Raw genomic sequence first — 15,882 nt, forward strand, 5'->3', positions numbered from 1 at the left:
GCCCGCGGATAACGGTTGGCCGACGGTCCGGACGCCCGCGTAATCTGCGTCTACCGATTTCGCCGATTACCGCCGGTGCCCGACGGCCCGCTGCCCACCTCGCAGCGGCGGCCGCTCCCGCACCGCGCCTCAGGGGGAGCCACCGCCATGCCCGACGCCGCGACCGCGCCCGCGCCGAACTCAGCGGTCTCGGCCCTGCGGCAGACCGTCGGCGGGCTGCCCCCCGCGTACTGGTGGCTGTGGACCTCGACGCTGATCAACCGGCTCGGCGGCTTCGTCGTCCCCTTCCTGGCCCTCTATCTGACCGCCGACCGGGGGTACTCGGCCGGCTACGCGGGACTGGTGGCCGCGCTCTTCGGGCTCGGCGGAGCCGTCGCCTCGGTGGTCGGCGGGGTGCTCGCGGACCGGATCGGCCGCCGCCCGACGCTGCTCGCGGCCCAGCTCGGCACGGCGGCCGCCACCCTGTGGCTGGGCTTCGCGGACGGCCGGACGGCGATCGCCGCGGTGGCCTTCCTGGTCGGGCTGACCAGCTCGGCGGGGCGGCCGGCGACCTCGGCGATCATGGCCGACCTGGTACCGGCGGCCGACCGGGTGCGGGCCTTCTCGCTCAACTACTGGGCGATCAACATCGGCTTCGGCGTCTCGGCGGCGGTGGCCGGGGTGGTCGCCGCGCACGGCTATCTGACCCTCTTCCTGGTGGACGCGGCGAGCACGCTGCTCTGCGCGGTGGTGGTCTTCCTCCGAGTCCCGGAGACCCGGCCGGAGGCGGCGGGGGCCGCCGGGGCCGGCGGCAGGACCGCCCCGGCTTCCGGCGCCGAGTCCGCCGGACTCCGCGCCGTCCTCCGCGACCTCCGCTTCATGGCGCTGGTCGGCCTGACCTTCCTGACCGCGCTGATCTACCAGCAGTGCAACTCGACGCTGCCGGTCAGCATGGGCCAGGACCACATCTCCAGCACCGTGTACGGGCTGGTGGCCGGGCTGAACGGGCTGTTGATCGTCCTCCTGCAGATCCCGCTGACCAGACTGCTCTCCGGCCACGGGCGCGGCGGCCTGCTGTGCGCCGGAGCGCTGGTGACCGGCCTGGGCTTCGGCCTCTCCGCCTTCGCCCACACCGCCTGGGGGTACGCGGCCAGCGTCGCGGTCTGGACGGTCGGCGAGATCGTCAACGCGCCGACCTCGATGGCGCTCACCGCCGAGCTCTCCCCGGACCACGCCCGCGGCCGCTACCAGGGGATGAACAACCTGGCCTGGTCGGCGGCCGCGTTCGCCGGCCCGCTGGGCGGCGGCCTGCTGCTGGAGCAGCTGGGCAGCCGGGGGCTGTGGTTCTCCTGCGCCGGACTCGGCGGGCTGATCGCGGCCGGCTATCTGCTGCTCGCCCGGCGGCTGCCGGCGGCCGGGGCCGGAAGGCGGCCTCAGGTGGTGGACGGCCCGGCCAGGTGGCGGAAGGCCTCCAGGTTGCGGGTGGACTCGCCGCGCTTGGTCCGCCACGCCCACTCGCGCCGGATCGCCGAGGCGAAGCCCAGTTCCAGAAGGCTGTTGAAGGGCTCGTCCGCGTTCTCCAGGACCACCCCGAGCAGCCGGTCCACCTCCTCCTCGGTCACCGAGGAGAGCGGGATCCGGCCGGAGAGGTAGACGTCGCCGAGCCGGTCCAGCGCGTAGGCGACCCCGTAGAGCCGCAGGTTGTGCTCCAGCAGCCAGCGGTAGAAGGCCTCGTGGTTCTCGTCCGGGCGGCGGATGACGAACGCCCGGACGGCCAGCGTGTGGTCGCCGACGGTCAGCGCGCAGGTGGTGGAGAGCTTGCGGGTGCCGGGCAGCTTGGCGACGAAGGTGTCCTGGTCGTCCGCCGGCTGCTCCCATTCGACGCCCGCGGCGTCGAGCGCGGAGCGGACGGTCGCCCGCGCGGACTCGCGGGATTCGGGGTTCTTCAGGCTGGCCATGGGGACGACGTTACGCGGTGGCCCCGCCGCGCCCTCGGTCAGGCGACCGAGACCGGGCCCATCCTGAGCGGGTCGCCCGCCTTGGCGGCCAGGGCCTCGGCGTACACGTCGGCGGTGGCCGCGGCGGAGACCGCCCAGCCGAAGGAGAGGGCGTGCCGCCCGGCCGCCTCGCCGAGCCGCTCGGCGTAGCCGTCGTCCCGGCAGACCTTGAGCAGCGCCTCGGCCCAGTCCCGCGGGTCGTGGCCGTTCACCAGCAGCCCGGTCGCACCGTCCCGGACGGCGACCGGGAGGCCGCCGACCGCGGCGGCGACCACCGGGGTGCCGCAGGCCTGCGCCTCCAGGGCGACCAGGCCGAAGGACTCGTTGTAGGAGGGCATCGCCAGGGCGGTCGCCGCGCGGTACCAGTCCGTCAGCTCGGTCTGCCCGACCGCGGGCTGGAAGCGCACCACGTCCGCTATGCCGAGCCGGCAGGCGAGCTTGTGCAGCCGCTCGGGGGCGGCCAGCCCGGTCCCGGAGAGGCCGCCGACGATCGGGACGATCAGCCGCTCGCGCAGCGAGGGCTGCCGGGTGAGCAGCGCGGCCACCGCGCGGAGCAGCACGTCGGGGCCCTTGAGCGGCTGTATCCGGCCGGCGAAGAGGAGGACGACGGCGTCCCGGGGCAGGCCGAGGCGGGCCCGGACGGCGGCGCGGGACTCCCGGGCCGGATGGAAGATCTCCAGGTTCACGCCGGGGTGGACGACGGCGAGCTGCTCGGGCGAGGCCTCGTAGTGGCGGCGGAGCTCGTCGGCCTCGCCCGCGGTGTTGGCGATCAGCCGGTCCGCGGCCTCGACGACCTGGGTCTCGCCGATCACCCGGGCCTGCGGCTCGGGGGTGTCCCCGGCGGCCAGCCGGGCGTTCTTCACCTTGGCCATGGTGTGCATGGTGTGCACCAGGGGGACGCCCCAGCGCTCCGCGGCCAGCCAGCCGACCTGTCCGGAGAGCCAGTAGTGGGAGTGCACCAGGTCGTAGTGGCCGGGGCGGTGGCCGGCCTCGGTGCGGAGCACCCCGTGGGTGAAGGCGCAGAGCTGCGCCGGCAGGTCCTCCTTGACCAGGCCCTCGTAGGGCCCCGCGGTGACATGGCGGACCAGGACGCCGGGGGCCAGTTCGACCTCCGGGGGCAGGTCGGAGGAGGTCGCCCGGGTGAAGACCTCGACCTCGATGCCGAGCTCGGCCAGGCAGCGGGAGAGCTCGACGATGTAGACGTTCATCCCGCCGGCGTCGCCGGTGCCCGGTTGGTGGAGTGGGGAGGTGTGCACGCTCAGCATCGCGACCCGCTGCGGGCGGATACGGCGGGCGGTGTGCGCGTGCTGGGTCACCGGGGCTCCTCCTCGTGGGCGCAGCTCTTCCGGTAAGTGAACCCGATCAGGCCGCGGTCGATTCCCGGCGCGGCCCGCGTAGGCTCCCTGGCATGTCGGCACGCGGTTCGCAGGGCTCCCCACCTGCTGTGGAGGGGACCGTCACCAGGGGTACCACCAACCCCAACCGGCTGCGCCGGATGGACCGCTGGATCGCCGCGGAACTGGCTCCCGCGCTGCGCCGCTCGGGCCCGGAGCCGGTGGTGGTGGACCTCGGCTACGGGGCCGCGCCGTGGACGGCGGTGGAGCTGCGGGCGCGGCTGGCGGCGGTGCGGCCGGACGTGCGGATGGTGGGGATCGAGATCGAGCCGGAGCGGGTGGCGGCGGCGCAGCGCTACGCCGAGCCGCCGGGGCTGGTCTTCCGGCGGGGCGGCTTCGAGGTCCCGCTGGCCGGCGGCGGTCCTCCGCTGCTGATCCGGGCGGCGAACGTGCTGCGGCAGTACGCGGAGCGGGAGGTGCCGGCGGCCTGGGCCCGGCTGTGCGGGCGGCTGGCGCCGGACGGGCTGCTGGTCGAGGGCACTTGCGACGAGATCGGCCGGCGCCAGGTGTGGGTGGCGCTCGGCCCGGAGGGGCCGCGGACGGTGACCTTCGCGGCCCGGCTGGCCGGCCTGGAGCGCCCGGGTGAGCTGGCGGAACGGCTGCCGAAGGCGCTGATCCACCGGAACGTGCCGGGCGAGCGGGTGCACGCGTTCCTCACCGACTTCGACCGCGCCTGGGCGGCGGCCGCCCCGTACGGGGCCTTCGGCGCCCGCCAGCGCTGGGTGGCGGCGGCGGCCGCGCTCTCCGCCGACTGGCCGCTGGCGGGCGCGCCCTCGCGCCGGCGGCTGGGCGAGCTGACGGTGCCGTGGGCCGCGCTGGCCCCGCGGGGCTGGTGAGCCGAGGCCGGGAGGCCGGGAGGCCGAGGGGGCGACGGGGAACTCGACACGCCCTGTGTCTGTCTCTTTCGCAGTCGCGATGGCACTATGCGTGATCATATGACAGGCCGTCAGATTTCGTGAGGTGTCCGATGACCGTGTCACAAGGGGAGAGCGCCCGACCGCGTCGGCGCGCGTTCCGCGCCGCAGCCCTGGTCCTCGCCCTGGCGGCCGCCACCTCCGGCACGGCCGGGACGGCGGACGGCGCGGGCGCCGAGCCGGCGGCCCCGCCGAGGACGTCGAGCCTCCCCCAGCTGGAGATCCGGGTCCAGCAGCTCTACCAGCGGGCCGAGGCGGCGGGCGGGGAGGCGGTCCAGGCCGGGCAGGCCGTCCGCGCCCAGGAGGGGGAGATCGTCCGGATCGCCCGGCGGATCGTCGCGGCGCAGAACCGCACCGCACAGCTCAAACTGCGGATCGGCAGCTTTCTCGCGGCCCAGTACCGCGGCGCCACCGCGCTGCCGCCCGCACTGCAACTGCTGCTCACCAAGGACCCGCAGCGGTATCTGGAGGCGGCACCGCTGGCCCAGGAGGCCGGCGCCTCGGCGGCCGGGCTCTACAGCGCGCTGAAGTCCGCCCAGCAGCAGGCGCAGTCGCTGGGACAGCAGGCCACGGACCGGCTGCAACGGCTCCAGCAGACCCAGACGCGGGCCCAGCGGGCGGCCGCGCAGGCGCGGTCGGAACTGGCACAGGCGAAGGCGCTGCTCTCGGCACTGAAGGCCACGCAGCTGAGCCGGCTGCGGACGATCGAGAGCGACGACGAGTTCACCGCCCAGGTGAGCTGGCTGCGGTCACTGACGCCGGCCGAGCTCTCCCGGCCGGCGAGCAGGGCGGCGCGGATCGCCATCGGCTACGCCCAGGCGCAGATCGGCAAGCCGTACGTCTGGGGCGGGACCGGGCCGAACGGCTTCGACTGCTCAGGACTGGTGATGCGGGCCTGGCAGGCCGCCGGGCGTTCGATTCCGCGCACCTCGGAACAGGACTGGGCGCGGCTGCCGCACGTACCGGTGAGCCGGCTCCGCCCTGGCGACCTGGTGGTGTACTTCCAGGACGCCAGCCATGTGGCGCTCTACGTGGGGAACGGGGCGATCATCGAGGCCCCGCACCCGGGAGCGGACGTCAAGCTGGCCGGGGCCGGGAGCATGCCGGTACTCGGCGTGGTCCGGCCGGAGTGATCACTCGGCGCTTGATCATTCCTCGCACGCACTCGATTCACTCGAACGAGTTATCGAATTGTAGTGGCGAGTTGACGCCTCATCAGTCCAGCATGGACGCATGCGCAAGCACCTGACGCACCATGCGCCCCTATCGCCCCTTCCGCAGCGCTTCGTCCACTCTCGTCCGCACCGCGGTGAAGGTTCGATAGGCCTCGGCCCCGAAGAGGACGAACCGCACCGCGTCCACCTTCGCCCCCGAGGGCTCGCCGCCGACCTCCGCGACGGTGCTCAGCGCGATCCGCGCGGCATCCTCCATCGGCCAGCCGAAGATCCCGGTGGAGATGGCCGGGAAGGCCACCGAACGCGCCCCCAACTCCGCCGCCACCCGCAGCGATTCCCGATAGCAGGAGGCCAGCTCCCGCGAGCGGCCGGCGAGTTGGGCCTCGCCGCCGTGCGCCCGGCCGCCCGGATACACCGGGCCGACGGTGTGGACGACCCAGCGGGCGGGCAGCCGGCCGGCGGTGGTGGCCACCGCCTCCCCGGCCGGAAGACCGTCCGGATACCGGCCCGCGCGCAGTTCCCGGCACGCGGCCAGGATCTCCGGGCCGCCCGCGCGGTGGATCGCCCCGTCCACCCCTCCCCCGCCCAGCAGCGAGGAGTTGGCGGCGTTCACCACGGCGTCCACCCGCTGCCGGGTGATGTCACCCTCCACCAGCGTGATCTCCATCACCGGTCTCCTTTCCCGCGGTTGCCGGCCCCCTGGCCCCTCCAGGCCCAGGGAAGCCTCCTGACCACCCGCTCGGACCCCTGGCGAACGAGCGGACCAACACAGCTTTTCCACCACGTCAGCGATCATTCTCGACGTCGCCCGCACGTGGAACGCACGTTAGGGTCTGCGGGATGTTCCGGGCGGCGGGTCGGGGACGGGCACTGCCCGGCGTCCTCGGCCGTTGCACTGCCTGGGAGAGGGAGGTTCCTGTGATGGCCGGTGCCGAGCACGCCCGCGAGGCCGAGCCCTCCCCCGCCTATGGCGGGGGGACTGCCACTCCTGCCCACGGTGGGGAGGAGTCGGCGCGGTCCGCCGTGCCCGCGTCCGGCGGGATACCGCGACCGCGCGGAGTCCCGGCGGACGGCACCGCCGCGGCCGGCCGCGAGCGGCCGGGCGGCGGCGGCTCCGGCGGGGCCCCGCTCACCCTTCTCGTGGTCGAGGCGGACCCGGGCACCGCCGCGCTGGTCAAGCAGCTCCTCGCGGCCGCCGGCACGGAGGTGGAGCTGCGCTGGGCGCGCGGCGTCTCGGAGGCCGCCCACTCGATCAGCCGGAACACCTCCTGCGTGCTGCTGGACCTCGAACTCGACCGGGCGCCGACCCAGGGCTCCCCGGAGACCGACCCCCTGGACGGTCTCCGTCGCCTGCTGCGCCGCGCCCCCGGCACGGCCGTCCTGGTGCTGACCGACACCGCCGACGCCCATCTGGGCGCCGCCGCCGTCGCCGCCGGCGCCCAGGACTTCCTGGTCAAACAGGAGCTGGACGGCCATCTGCTGACCAGGGCGCTCCGCTACGCGGTGGAGCGGAAACGCGCAGACGAGTCGCAGCGGCGGCTGGTGGAGTCCGAGCTGCGCGGGCAGGAGAACGCCCGCATCCAGCGGCATCTGCTGCCCACCCCGCTGCTGGACGGGGCCGGCCTCGACTTCCACACCCGCTACCGCCCCGGCCGGCGCCGCTCGCTCCTCGGCGGCGACTTCTACGACGCCGTCCGCACCGGCGACGGCACGGTCCATGTGGTGATCGGCGACGTCTGCGGCCACGGGCCGGACGAGGCCGCCCTCGGCGTCGCCCTGCGGATAGCCTGGCGGACCCTGGTCTTCGCCGGGCTCACCGGCGAGGCCCTCCTCACCACCCTGCAGCGGGTGCTGGAACACGAGCGGCGCAGCGAGGAGATCTTCGCCACCCTCTGCATGCTGGCCATCCATCCCGGCCGGGAGACCGCCGACCTCCATCTCGCCGGCCATCCCGCGCCGCTGCTGCTGCGCGGGGCCGATCCGGTGCCCGAGCTGCTTCCGCACGAGGAGGGCGGGCCCGCGCTCGGCCTCCTCAGCGGGGCCGGCTACTGGCCCGGGCGCACGGTGCGGCTGGGCGCGGCGGACGGCCCGGGCGAGGAGTGGAGCCTGATGCTCTACACCGACGGGCTGATCGAGGGCCGGATAGGCGCGGGCAGCCGGCGCCTCGGGCAGGAGGGGCTGATCAACCTGGTCGGCGACCACCGGGAGGCCGGACTCCGCGACGAGCGTCTGATCGACACCGCGCTGTCCGAGGTCGAGGAGCTGAACGGCGGGGCACTCGCCGACGACGTGGCCGTCCTGCTGCTCACCCGGGGCTGATCCGGGGCTGATCCGGGGCCGCCCCGGCCCCGGATCACCAGGGGCCGTAGGGGCCCATGTGGTTGTCCCCCTTGCCGCGCCCGCCGCCCCGGCGCGGCGGGGTGGCGGCCCGGACCGCGGGACGGACGTCGACCACGTAGGTGGTGGTCGCGACCAGTCCGAGGATCACGATGAAGCTGAAGACGCTGCGCGCGAAGAAGTAGTCCAGGGCCAGCGGGACGGCCAGGATCACCACCCAGAACGGCTTGGTCTGCTTGCCCGCGGCGGGGAACGCGTCGCCGCGCCGGAAGGCGCAGTCGACCAGCGCGAAGAGGTTGAACAGCACGATCACCGCCCACAGGGCGAACAGCACCCAGTTGAAGGCGTCGATCAAGGCGCCGTGCAGCGCCAGTTGGGTCACCATCCCGTTCCTCCTCCTCACCGGCGGTGCGGTTCCCCATCCTGACACGCCGCGCCCGCCCTACGGGCTCCCCGGTACAACGCGTGGCGCCCACGGCTGGTGCCCCGGGCCCGCCAGGGCACCGGGGCACCGGATCGGCGAAGGCCCGCCCGGTCAGCTCTCGGACGAGGGCTTGGCCTGGTTCTGCGCGGGCTTCCGCGGGGTGGTGCGCTTGGCCGCGGGCCGGCTCTGGGCGCCGGGCTGGGCGGCCGGCTTGCCGGGCTGCGTGTCGGAGGCGGCCTTGGGGCCGGCCGCCGAGTCGGCCTCCTTGCCGGGGATCTCGCCGGCCGGGGCGGACTCGCGGTGGCCGCGCTCCCGCTCGACCACGGTCCGGCCGCGCTCGGCCAGCTCGTCGTAGACCTCGCGGGCCTTGACCGCGAGCTCGGCGGCCCGCCCGACCTGCTGCAGGGCGAAGCCCTGAGCGCGCTCCTGGAGCTGCTTGAAGTCGGTGGGCAGAGCGCCGACCTGCTCGGTGACCTTGGCCTGCGCCTCGGTCAGCCGGGCCTGCGCCTGATGCAGCCGCTCGGTGGCCTTCTCCTGCGCGGCCTTGCGGTCGGCCGCCAGGGACGCGGCCAGCTCCGGGACCTCGCGGAGCTTCTCCACGGCGAGGTCGCCGACGCCCGCCAGGGCGTACAGCGGAGTCGCATCGGTCAGCGTCTTGCGCACGTCATCGGTGATGGCCATGGGGTTCCTCCCCCTGTTGGGACGGATCGTGCCGGTTCTTCCCTTCGGCTCCACCCTCCGCACCGACGCCGTTCTCCTTGAGGAAGGAGTCGTAGACGGCGAGCAGCACCTCTTTCTGCCGCTCGTTGATCAGCGGATCGGCGAGGATCGACGCCCGGAGTTCGAGACTGCTCTTCGCCGTCTCCTCCGTCCGCTCGTCGAGGATCCCCGCCTGGACGTACAGCGTCTCGGCCGAGACCCGCAGCGCCTTGGCGATCTGCTGCAGGATCTCCGCACTGGGTTTCCGCAGCCCGCGCTCGATCTGGCTGAGGTACGGGTTGGAAACCCCGGCGGCATCCGCGAGTTGGCGCAGCGAGTACTGCATGTTGCGCCGTTGCTCACGGATGTACTCGCCGAGCGAGCCGACGTTCAGTGAGCCCATGCCGCTATCGTGCACCCTTCTGCTAACTATTGCAAGCACGCTGCTAGCGGGAGCTAGCACCGGGTCTGTGACTGGAAGCCGTAGTTTGCGGTTGGCAGCCGTACCTTGCGGTTTTGGTGCGCGGGTCGGTCACATCACGATGAGTAACGGTCAAGAGCGGTGAAGCGGCCCGATGGGGCGGGTGTCCGTGGTGCTGTGGACAAGTGAGCACTTCGGCGGGGGCCGTGATCCGGTCGGACTTGTGCGGGCTGGACGAGTTGCTGGCCGGGTTCGATGCGTCTGCGGCACGTGACCGCCTGGTACTGGGTGACGGTTGGCTGCGGCGGTGGGTCGGGTCGTGGCGGTTCGACGACGGCGTGGTGTCCTGGCCGCTGCGAGACATGACCTCGGTGCCGTTGGACTTGTCGCGGCCGGTACGGCGGTTCACCTGGCGGGCCCGGCAGCGGCACCGGCCAGGGCTCCAGTTCATGGTCTCCACGGGCCGGCATCACGGCTTCGAGTCGCTGGAGGAACAGCGGCTGCTGCTCGCGCTCGACTTCATGGGCGCGGTGGAGGTACTGCCGCAGCCCTTCGAGTTGGACTTCGAGCATGTCGAGGGCCGCGCCCGGCACGTTCCCGACTTCCTCGGCGGTGATGCCGGGCGGCGGGTTCTGGCTGTTCGACGTCCGCCCGGGGCACCTGGTCGGCGACGTTGACGCGGTGAAGTTCGCCGCCGCACAGGAGGCGGCGTCGGCTTGCGGATGGCGCTACTCGGTGGCCACGGGATGGTGCCCGCACGTGTGGACCTGCCTTGATCACCTCTCGTCCCAGCGTCGTCCGCTGGAGGACCATCTCGGGTTCGAGCGCGAGCTGATGGAGGCGGCGGCCGACGGTCCCCGACCGTTCGCGGACCTGGTCGGGGCGACCCGGCTGCCCGTGCTTGCCCGGGCCCACGCCACGCACCTGCTCTGGCACCGGCGGCTCGGCGTCGACCTGGCCCGCCCGCTGAGCGACGGCTCGATGGTCTGGCCGGCTCCGGCCAAGGGCGCGTGATGGCAGGTCGCGCGCGGCTGCTGGACGTGATTGCCGGGGCGGCGGTGCTGGTGGGCGGGGTCGAGTGGACGATCCAGGCGATCGAGCCGCAGTGGGGCCGCCTGACGCTGGTCGGCCCGGACGGGGTGACAGAGGTCCGTTCGATCAGCTGGCTGATCAACCACCCCGACGTCCGCGCGGCGGCACCGAAGCGGACCGCGAGCACCGCGATCCAGCCCCCGGGTCTGACGGACCTGACCCCGGACCAGTTGCGACGGGCGAGGAACCGGGCCGCGCACGTGCTGGAGGCGGAGACCGGTTTTCGCGGCGGGGACGCATCCCGGGCCAGGCCGGGAGAGCCTCGGCCCGCCTACGATCCAGCCTGCACGACGCTGACCGAGCGGCGCCGGGCGAAGGCGGCCGAGATCAAGGCGATGCCGCCGGAAGAGGCCCACGCCCTGGGCCTGACCGGGCTGGGTTTCCGCACGCTGGAGGGCTTGGCCAAAGTCGCGCGCGAGGACCTGACGCAGGCCTGCGCGGACGGCAGGTGGACCCGCCGCCGCGTCGGGCATCCGAGCGTCACCGAAGAGATCAGGGAGGCGATCTTCGCGGTCCGTAAGGAGTGCGGGCCCCGTTCGAAGATCGGAATGAGCGCGAAGCACCGCCTGCTACATCAGTACGTCCGGGAGCGGTTCCCCGACTACCCGACAGAGAAGGTGCCCGGCAGACGCACCCTGGCGGTGGTCTGGCGGGAGTGGTTCGGGACCGGCGGCGGCCGGCAGCGCTACGAGCGCTCCGCAGCAGCAGCGGCGGAGGCCGGGGTCGGTGCCCGGGTCGTGGTCCACCGGCCGGGCCAGGTGCTGGCGCTGGACTCGACCCCGCTGCCGGTCAAGCTGCGGGAGACCGTGTTCGGTGAGCCGACCGAGGCGACGCTGACGATCGCGCTGGACGTGTTCACCCACTCTGTTCCCGCCTTCCGGCTCACTCCGAAGGCGGACCAGTCCATCGACATCGCGATGCTGCTGCGGGACGTTATGCTGCCGCTGCCGATGCGGCCGGACTGGGGCGAGGAGATGGCCTGGCCCTACCCCGGCGTCCCGGCCGAGATCGTCGCCGGGTTCACCGGGCACCCGGTCGCGGGCCTGCCGTTCTTCGTGCCGGAGACGGTCACCACCGATCACGGCTCCTCCTACAAGAACCACGAACTCGTGGCAGCCCAACGCGAGCTGGGCTGCAACATCCTGCCCGCGCGGGTCTTGCGGCCATCGGACAAGTTCGCGGTCGAGCGGGCCTTCGGCGCGTTCAACACGCTGCTGTTCCAGCAACTGCCCGGGTTCACCGGAGTCGACGTCGCCGACCGCGGGGCGGACGTCGAGGGCGACGCGGTGCTGACCTTCGCGCAGATGGAACACCTGATCGCGACCTGGATCGTCGCGGTCTGGCAGCAGCGCAAACTGGGCGAATACGCGCCGAGCTGGGGGCCAGGCGAGGACCACAGCCCCAACTCGCTGTTCGCCGCCGCCATGCAGCAGGGCGGCTTCTGCCTGAGGGTCCCGGAACCGGAGCTCTACTACCGGCTGCTTCGCCGCCACCACGTGAAGATCCAGCCCCATCGCGGGGTGAAGGTCCTCGGGCTTTGGTATCACGGTGACGTCCTGGACCAGCCTCACTGCCAACTGCCGTCCAACCGGGGCGGGAAGCACGCGGGCAAGTGGGTGGTCGCCAGTGACCGGCGAGACCGCCGCACTGTGTTCTTCCAGGACCCGGACGATCACGACAGCTGGCACACGCTGCGCTGGAACGGGCTGCCGCCCGAGGGCGAGGTCCCGGCCTTCTCCGACAAAACCGCCTCTACGCTGCTCGCGCAGGCCCGCCAGAGCGGGCTCAGCCCCCGCTCGGACGACAAGCTGCTTCCGGTCCTGCTCGACCTGCTGGGCACCGTCGCCCCGGTCGACCAGTGGTCCACCCAGACGACGAAGAAGGACCGCGTCGCCCGTTCCCGCGAGCAGACCAGAGCCCGCGCGGCGGCGGCTGACCGCCCCCGGCCCGGCGAAGCGTCCCGCCAGCCGGCGGCGATGTTTCCGGCCTGGCGCGAGCACGCTGACAGCGTCGACCGCGAGGTCGACGCCGACCGGCGCCGCCGCCGCGAGGCTTCGCTTACCCAGGCCGAGCTGGTCGCCCCGCCGCTGCTGGACGAGTCCTTGGGAGCCAACTTGTTCCTGCTGCCCACCGCATCCAAGACAGCGGACGACGAATCACGGGAGAACGCGTGAGTGCACCCAAGGCAGGCGATCCGCTGGTCGGCTGGCTCTCCAGGGAACGGATCGCCGAGATCGTGCTGAGGCCCAAGCCGCACCGCGACACCTTCGACGGCTGGCAGCACTACCGGCTCACGCGCGGCGAGCTCGTCCCGCCCCCATTGCTGACACCCCGGCAGTGGGCAACCTTGAGCGAGGACCGCCGCTTCGATTACGACATCTTCCGCCGACTGACCAACGTGAACCTGCCGCTCCAGCAGACCCCGATGGCGGCGAAGGTGACCCGGCTGATCAAACGCCGTCTACTCGGCAACGCACTCAAGCAGGACGACCCGACACTGGCCGGCGTCATGGTCAGCGGCTTCGGCCACTACGGCAAGACCGCCACGGTCAGCGCCGTCTGCGCGGCCTTCGAGGACTCCTGGCTGCAACTGCACGACTACCTCAACCCCACCGCCGTCCCCGGGACCGCCGACCTGCACGCACCGGTCGTCTATGTCTCCACCCCGGTCACCGCGACCCCGAAGAGCGTCTGCCAGGCCATCTTGCGGTTCTTCCGAGCCGACATGCGCACGTCGGCGACCCTGCCCCGCCTGGTCCAGCTCGTCGCGGACTCGCTGCGGGACCACGGCGTCCGCGCGCTGGTGCTCGACGACATCAGCCGCCTGCGCATGCACCGCGCGGACGACCAGGACGTCCTCGACCTGATCCGCGCGTTCATGAGCCTGAACGTCACCTTGATCCTGACCGGAGTGAACATCCCCGGCACCGGGCTGCTGCGCGAGGCGAAGTGGAACGCGAAGCAACGGCACTGGGTATTGCCGCCACTGGAATCCGCACGCGTCCACGGACTGGAGGTCACGCAGACCGAGCACCGCTTCGAGCTGGTCGAGATGGACCGCTTCCGCTACTCCACCAGCGAGCAGATCAATGACTTCTTGCGGCACCTGCACGGCATCGAGGTCCACCTGCGACTGCTGAAGGCCAAGTCCGGGATGCTGACCGGCGGGACGATGCCGGAGTATCTGATGCGCCGCACGAACGGCGTCGTCGGCCTGCTCGGCAGGCTAATCGAGGACGGCTGCCAGGAGGCCATGGACAGCGGCCGCGAACGCCTCGATGAGAAGCTGCTGGACGAGATCGTGATCCGACGAGACGACCCGGACCTGACCCAGGACGAGATCGAGCCGCAGACCCCGCCCACGTCCACCCCGCGTCCCGCCCGCGGTCGCAGGCACCGCAACACCGTCTTCGACGACCACGGGCCCGCTGCGGCCGACGCGGCGGGATGACCCATGGCCCGTCCAGACCACCGCATGGCACGATGTCTGGTCCCGCTGCCGGACGAGTCCCTGCCCGGCTTCGCGCTGCGGCTCGGGCACCGCCTCGGCCTGCCGCCCGGTCACGTCATCTGGCGGCTCGGTCTCATCGGCACCAACCCCACCACGTCCCTGGCCACCGCCAGCCACCTGGTGGTCCTCGACCGCGACAGGCGCGAACGACTGGCCCGGAACATCGGCACCACCGCGCGCACGGCCGACGAGCTGACCCTGCGACCGCTGGGCGACCGATTTCCCCCACTGGTCCACGCATTGACCAAGACAGTCGCCGGCCAACCGGTTGTCCGGCGTCTCCTGCCGCCCTGGATCCTGGGTTCCCACAGCCGCTACTGCCCTCGCTGCCTAGCCGGAGACGGCTCACCCATCCAGCAACTTCACGGAGGCCCCTGGCGTCGTCGCTGGCGACTGGCCACCAGCTTCGCCTGCGTCACGCACCGCGTCTTCCTGCAGCACCAGTGCCCCGCCTGCCACAACCCTGCGAGCTTCACCGGGCCGAACACGATCACCTTGCTGGCCTCCCCCGAACTGAAGGATCTCCACCCCGCCTGCTGCCGCACGCGCGTGGCGTTCCGGACGGCCTGCCGCCACAGGCTCGACCCGGTCGAGAGCACCGCCCTGCCTGGCGACCTCGCGGACTTGCAGGCCCGCCTCGACCGACTCCTCGACCCCGACACAGACCCCGGCCATGCCTACCAGACCTTCGCCAGCCTCCAGGTCGTCACCGCGATGATCCTCGCTACCTGGCCGGCCATGGCAGAACTGGTCACCTCCGACCAGGAAGCCGCTATCGACGAACACCTGGCCGCCCAACAGCAACTGCTCGCTACGTTCCGCCCCAACCGCGCTTACCACGACGAGGGCGTGTTCTGGACCCATCTGCCCCGCCACCCCGTCGGCGCGGCAGGAGTCCTGTCCGCCGCGGACCAACTGCTAGCCCTGACTTCCACGGACCGCCGGCGCGAACTGCACCGACTCGTCCAGACTATGCCCGACCGCGAGGAAAAGCGCTGGGGAAAGACCTGGGAGGCCTCGTTCCGCGAGCTCTCATCCGATCTTCGCGCGCTGATCAGCGAGGCGCTGCCGAAGCCGCCGCCCAAGCCACGGCTGCCTCCTGGGACCTGGCACGGCAAGCACCTGGTCCCCTCCGTCCTGCCCCAAAGGATCCTCAAGCTGGACGGATACTCAGCTCGGAACATCCCCCAGGAACTACCCGAACCCTGGTTCCGGATCTGCGAACCAGAAATCACCGACCCCCTTCCGCCCATCACGCGCAGATTCCGCCGCGTGATCTCCATCCAACTCGTCCAAGCGGTCTCCGGAATGGACCCGCAGCAAGCCGCCGAATACCTCGGCCTCCCGATCGGCTCCAACTTGCTCAACGCCGAAGGGCCCACGCGGCCTCCGCTACGGCGCCTCCTGCCCTACATCCGCGAACAGGACGGCAAACTCGCCCGGCTGGCAGAGCACCTGGCCACGCTCCCGCAGACCGGGCACGTCGACTACCAGCAACGTCGCAACCGCTTCGAACTCTGGCACCTGCCCACAGACGACTTCGAGGGCCTCCTTGACCGCCTCGTCACGGGCACCGGCCGCCCCTCGCCCGCACCCCTCGACCGTCTCCACGAAGCTCTCTCCGCGATCATCTGGCATCGGATCACCGGCAGCGAACTGGTCCTGGCGCCCTGCTTCCGCCCGCCGCTTTCCCCAGCAGGACGGACCATCGACCAGCACAGCCCAGCGGTCAGCCTTGCCAGACGGATCCAGCAAGCGACCCACCGCTCGCCCTACCGGACGCTGCTGCCCGCCCTGGACCAGATCACCAACTGCCTCCTGAACGGGCCTGCACCAGCATGCCCATCGCAATCCGTGACCACTGAACGACCGTCAACCGCAAACTAGCGTTGCCAATCTGCCGCAAACAACGTCTGCCAACTGCCCCGGCACAGCAGAG

Annotated in this window: 14 protein-coding genes and 1 pseudogene; 9 read left to right on the forward strand and 6 right to left on the reverse strand. The window is 72.3% G+C overall.

Features of this window, described 5'->3' with window-relative positions; translation table 11 throughout:
• Positions 1-147: 147 nt before the first annotated feature.
• A pseudogene (locus tag BS73_RS18170) lies at positions 148-1,401 on the forward strand (MDR family MFS transporter); the annotation flags it as partial.
• Positions 1,402-1,412: 11 nt separating this feature from the next.
• On the opposite strand, the gene BS73_RS39645 reads toward BS73_RS18170, so the two are convergent.
• Positions 1,413-1,937, reverse strand: a complete 525-nt coding sequence (locus tag BS73_RS39645) for a type III secretion system chaperone family protein (RefSeq protein WP_084704161.1) — start codon at positions 1,935-1,937, stop codon at positions 1,413-1,415.
• Between the two features lie 38 nt (positions 1,938-1,975).
• Positions 1,976-3,241: a D-inositol-3-phosphate glycosyltransferase gene (gene mshA, locus BS73_RS18180; protein WP_084704746.1), complete on the reverse strand. Its 1,266-nt coding sequence runs from the start codon at positions 3,239-3,241 to the stop codon at positions 1,976-1,978.
• 143 nt (positions 3,242-3,384) lie between these two features.
• Between mshA and BS73_RS18185 the strand changes: the two genes are divergently transcribed.
• On the forward strand, positions 3,385-4,206 hold the full coding sequence (locus BS73_RS18185) for a methyltransferase domain-containing protein (RefSeq protein ID WP_051941472.1): 822 nt from the start codon (positions 3,385-3,387) through the stop codon (positions 4,204-4,206).
• A 131-nt stretch (positions 4,207-4,337) separates the two neighbouring features.
• The gene (locus tag BS73_RS18190; protein ID WP_051940070.1) at positions 4,338-5,417 is read left to right on the forward strand and encodes a C40 family peptidase; all 1,080 of its coding nucleotides are present in this window, start codon (positions 4,338-4,340) and stop codon (positions 5,415-5,417) included.
• 130 nt (positions 5,418-5,547) lie between these two features.
• Here BS73_RS18190 and BS73_RS18195 read toward each other — a convergent pair whose 3' ends face one another.
• The gene (locus BS73_RS18195; RefSeq protein WP_051940071.1) at positions 5,548-6,126 is read right to left on the reverse strand and encodes an O-acetyl-ADP-ribose deacetylase; all 579 of its coding nucleotides are present in this window, start codon (positions 6,124-6,126) and stop codon (positions 5,548-5,550) included.
• Positions 6,127-6,380: 254 nt separating this feature from the next.
• On the opposite strand from BS73_RS18195, the gene BS73_RS18200 reads away from it, so the two are divergent.
• Positions 6,381-7,778 (forward strand): PP2C family protein-serine/threonine phosphatase, encoded by a 1,398-nt coding sequence (locus BS73_RS18200; protein ID WP_051940072.1) that lies wholly within the window; start codon positions 6,381-6,383, stop codon positions 7,776-7,778.
• A 34-nt stretch (positions 7,779-7,812) separates the two neighbouring features.
• On the opposite strand, the gene BS73_RS18205 is transcribed toward BS73_RS18200, so the two are convergent.
• The 3 genes from BS73_RS18205 to BS73_RS18215 form a co-directional block, all read right to left on the reverse strand.
• Positions 7,813-8,181: a DUF2516 family protein gene (locus BS73_RS18205; protein WP_084704163.1), complete on the reverse strand. Its 369-nt coding sequence runs from the start codon at positions 8,179-8,181 to the stop codon at positions 7,813-7,815.
• A gap of 150 nt (positions 8,182-8,331) precedes the next feature.
• A complete protein-coding gene (locus tag BS73_RS18210; protein WP_037573866.1) occupies positions 8,332-8,901 on the reverse strand; it encodes a hypothetical protein in 570 nt (189 codons plus the stop codon).
• Positions 8,885-9,322, reverse strand: coding sequence for a helix-turn-helix domain-containing protein (locus tag BS73_RS18215; RefSeq protein WP_037573867.1), 438 nt, complete (start codon positions 9,320-9,322; stop codon positions 8,885-8,887). Before BS73_RS18215 ends, BS73_RS18210 begins: the two co-directional genes overlap by 17 nt.
• Positions 9,323-9,525: 203 nt before the next feature.
• Between BS73_RS18215 and BS73_RS39650 the strand changes: the two genes are divergently transcribed.
• Genes BS73_RS39650 through BS73_RS18235 form a run of 5 tightly spaced genes read left to right on the forward strand, consistent with a single transcriptional unit; the run spans position 9,526 to position 15,830 of the window.
• Positions 9,526-10,017 (forward strand): hypothetical protein, encoded by a 492-nt coding sequence (locus BS73_RS39650; RefSeq protein ID WP_235215442.1) that lies wholly within the window; start codon positions 9,526-9,528, stop codon positions 10,015-10,017.
• Between the two features lie 58 nt (positions 10,018-10,075).
• A complete protein-coding gene (locus BS73_RS39655; protein ID WP_235215443.1) occupies positions 10,076-10,354 on the forward strand; it encodes a hypothetical protein in 279 nt (92 codons plus the stop codon).
• Positions 10,354-12,606: a DDE-type integrase/transposase/recombinase gene (locus tag BS73_RS18225; RefSeq protein ID WP_037573869.1), complete on the forward strand. Its 2,253-nt coding sequence runs from the start codon at positions 10,354-10,356 to the stop codon at positions 12,604-12,606. Before BS73_RS39655 ends, BS73_RS18225 begins: the two co-directional genes overlap by 1 nt.
• Positions 12,603-13,883 carry a TniB family NTP-binding protein gene (locus tag BS73_RS18230; RefSeq protein ID WP_037573872.1) on the forward strand — a complete coding sequence of 427 codons (1,281 nt, stop codon included), beginning with the start codon at positions 12,603-12,605 and terminating at the stop codon, positions 13,881-13,883. Before BS73_RS18225 ends, BS73_RS18230 begins: the two co-directional genes overlap by 4 nt.
• A gap of 3 nt (positions 13,884-13,886) precedes the next feature.
• Positions 13,887-15,830 carry a TniQ family protein gene (locus BS73_RS18235; RefSeq protein WP_084704164.1) on the forward strand — a complete coding sequence of 648 codons (1,944 nt, stop codon included), beginning with the start codon at positions 13,887-13,889 and terminating at the stop codon, positions 15,828-15,830.
• Positions 15,831-15,882: the final 52 nt, after the last annotated feature.

Source organism: Phaeacidiphilus oryzae TH49 (assembly GCF_000744815.1).
Lineage (GTDB): Bacteria > Actinomycetota > Actinomycetes > Streptomycetales > Streptomycetaceae > Phaeacidiphilus > Phaeacidiphilus oryzae.

What these genes read in the sequence shown, in the direction of transcription:
- BS73_RS18200 (WP_051940072.1), top strand. Translation starts at nt 6,381, where the DNA reads ATGGCCGGTGCCGAGCACGCCCGCGAGGCCGAGCCCTCCCCCGCCTAT.
- BS73_RS18190 (WP_051940070.1), top strand. Translation starts at nt 4,338, where the DNA reads ATGACCGTGTCACAAGGGGAGAGCGCCCGACCGCGTCGGCGCGCGTTC.
- BS73_RS18195 (WP_051940071.1), bottom strand. Translation starts at nt 6,126, where the DNA reads ATGGAGATCACGCTGGTGGAGGGTGACATCACCCGGCAGCGGGTGGAC.
- BS73_RS18225 (WP_037573869.1), top strand. Translation starts at nt 10,354, where the DNA reads ATGGCAGGTCGCGCGCGGCTGCTGGACGTGATTGCCGGGGCGGCGGTG.
- BS73_RS18215 (WP_037573867.1), bottom strand. Translation starts at nt 9,322, where the DNA reads ATGGGCTCACTGAACGTCGGCTCGCTCGGCGAGTACATCCGTGAGCAA.
- BS73_RS39645 (WP_084704161.1), bottom strand. Translation starts at nt 1,937, where the DNA reads ATGGCCAGCCTGAAGAACCCCGAATCCCGCGAGTCCGCGCGGGCGACC.
- BS73_RS18235 (WP_084704164.1), top strand. Translation starts at nt 13,887, where the DNA reads ATGGCCCGTCCAGACCACCGCATGGCACGATGTCTGGTCCCGCTGCCG.
- mshA (WP_084704746.1), bottom strand. Translation starts at nt 3,241, where the DNA reads ATGCTGAGCGTGCACACCTCCCCACTCCACCAACCGGGCACCGGCGAC.
- BS73_RS18210 (WP_037573866.1), bottom strand. Translation starts at nt 8,901, where the DNA reads ATGGCCATCACCGATGACGTGCGCAAGACGCTGACCGATGCGACTCCG.
- BS73_RS18185 (WP_051941472.1), top strand. Translation starts at nt 3,385, where the DNA reads ATGTCGGCACGCGGTTCGCAGGGCTCCCCACCTGCTGTGGAGGGGACC.
- BS73_RS18205 (WP_084704163.1), bottom strand. Translation starts at nt 8,181, where the DNA reads ATGGTGACCCAACTGGCGCTGCACGGCGCCTTGATCGACGCCTTCAAC.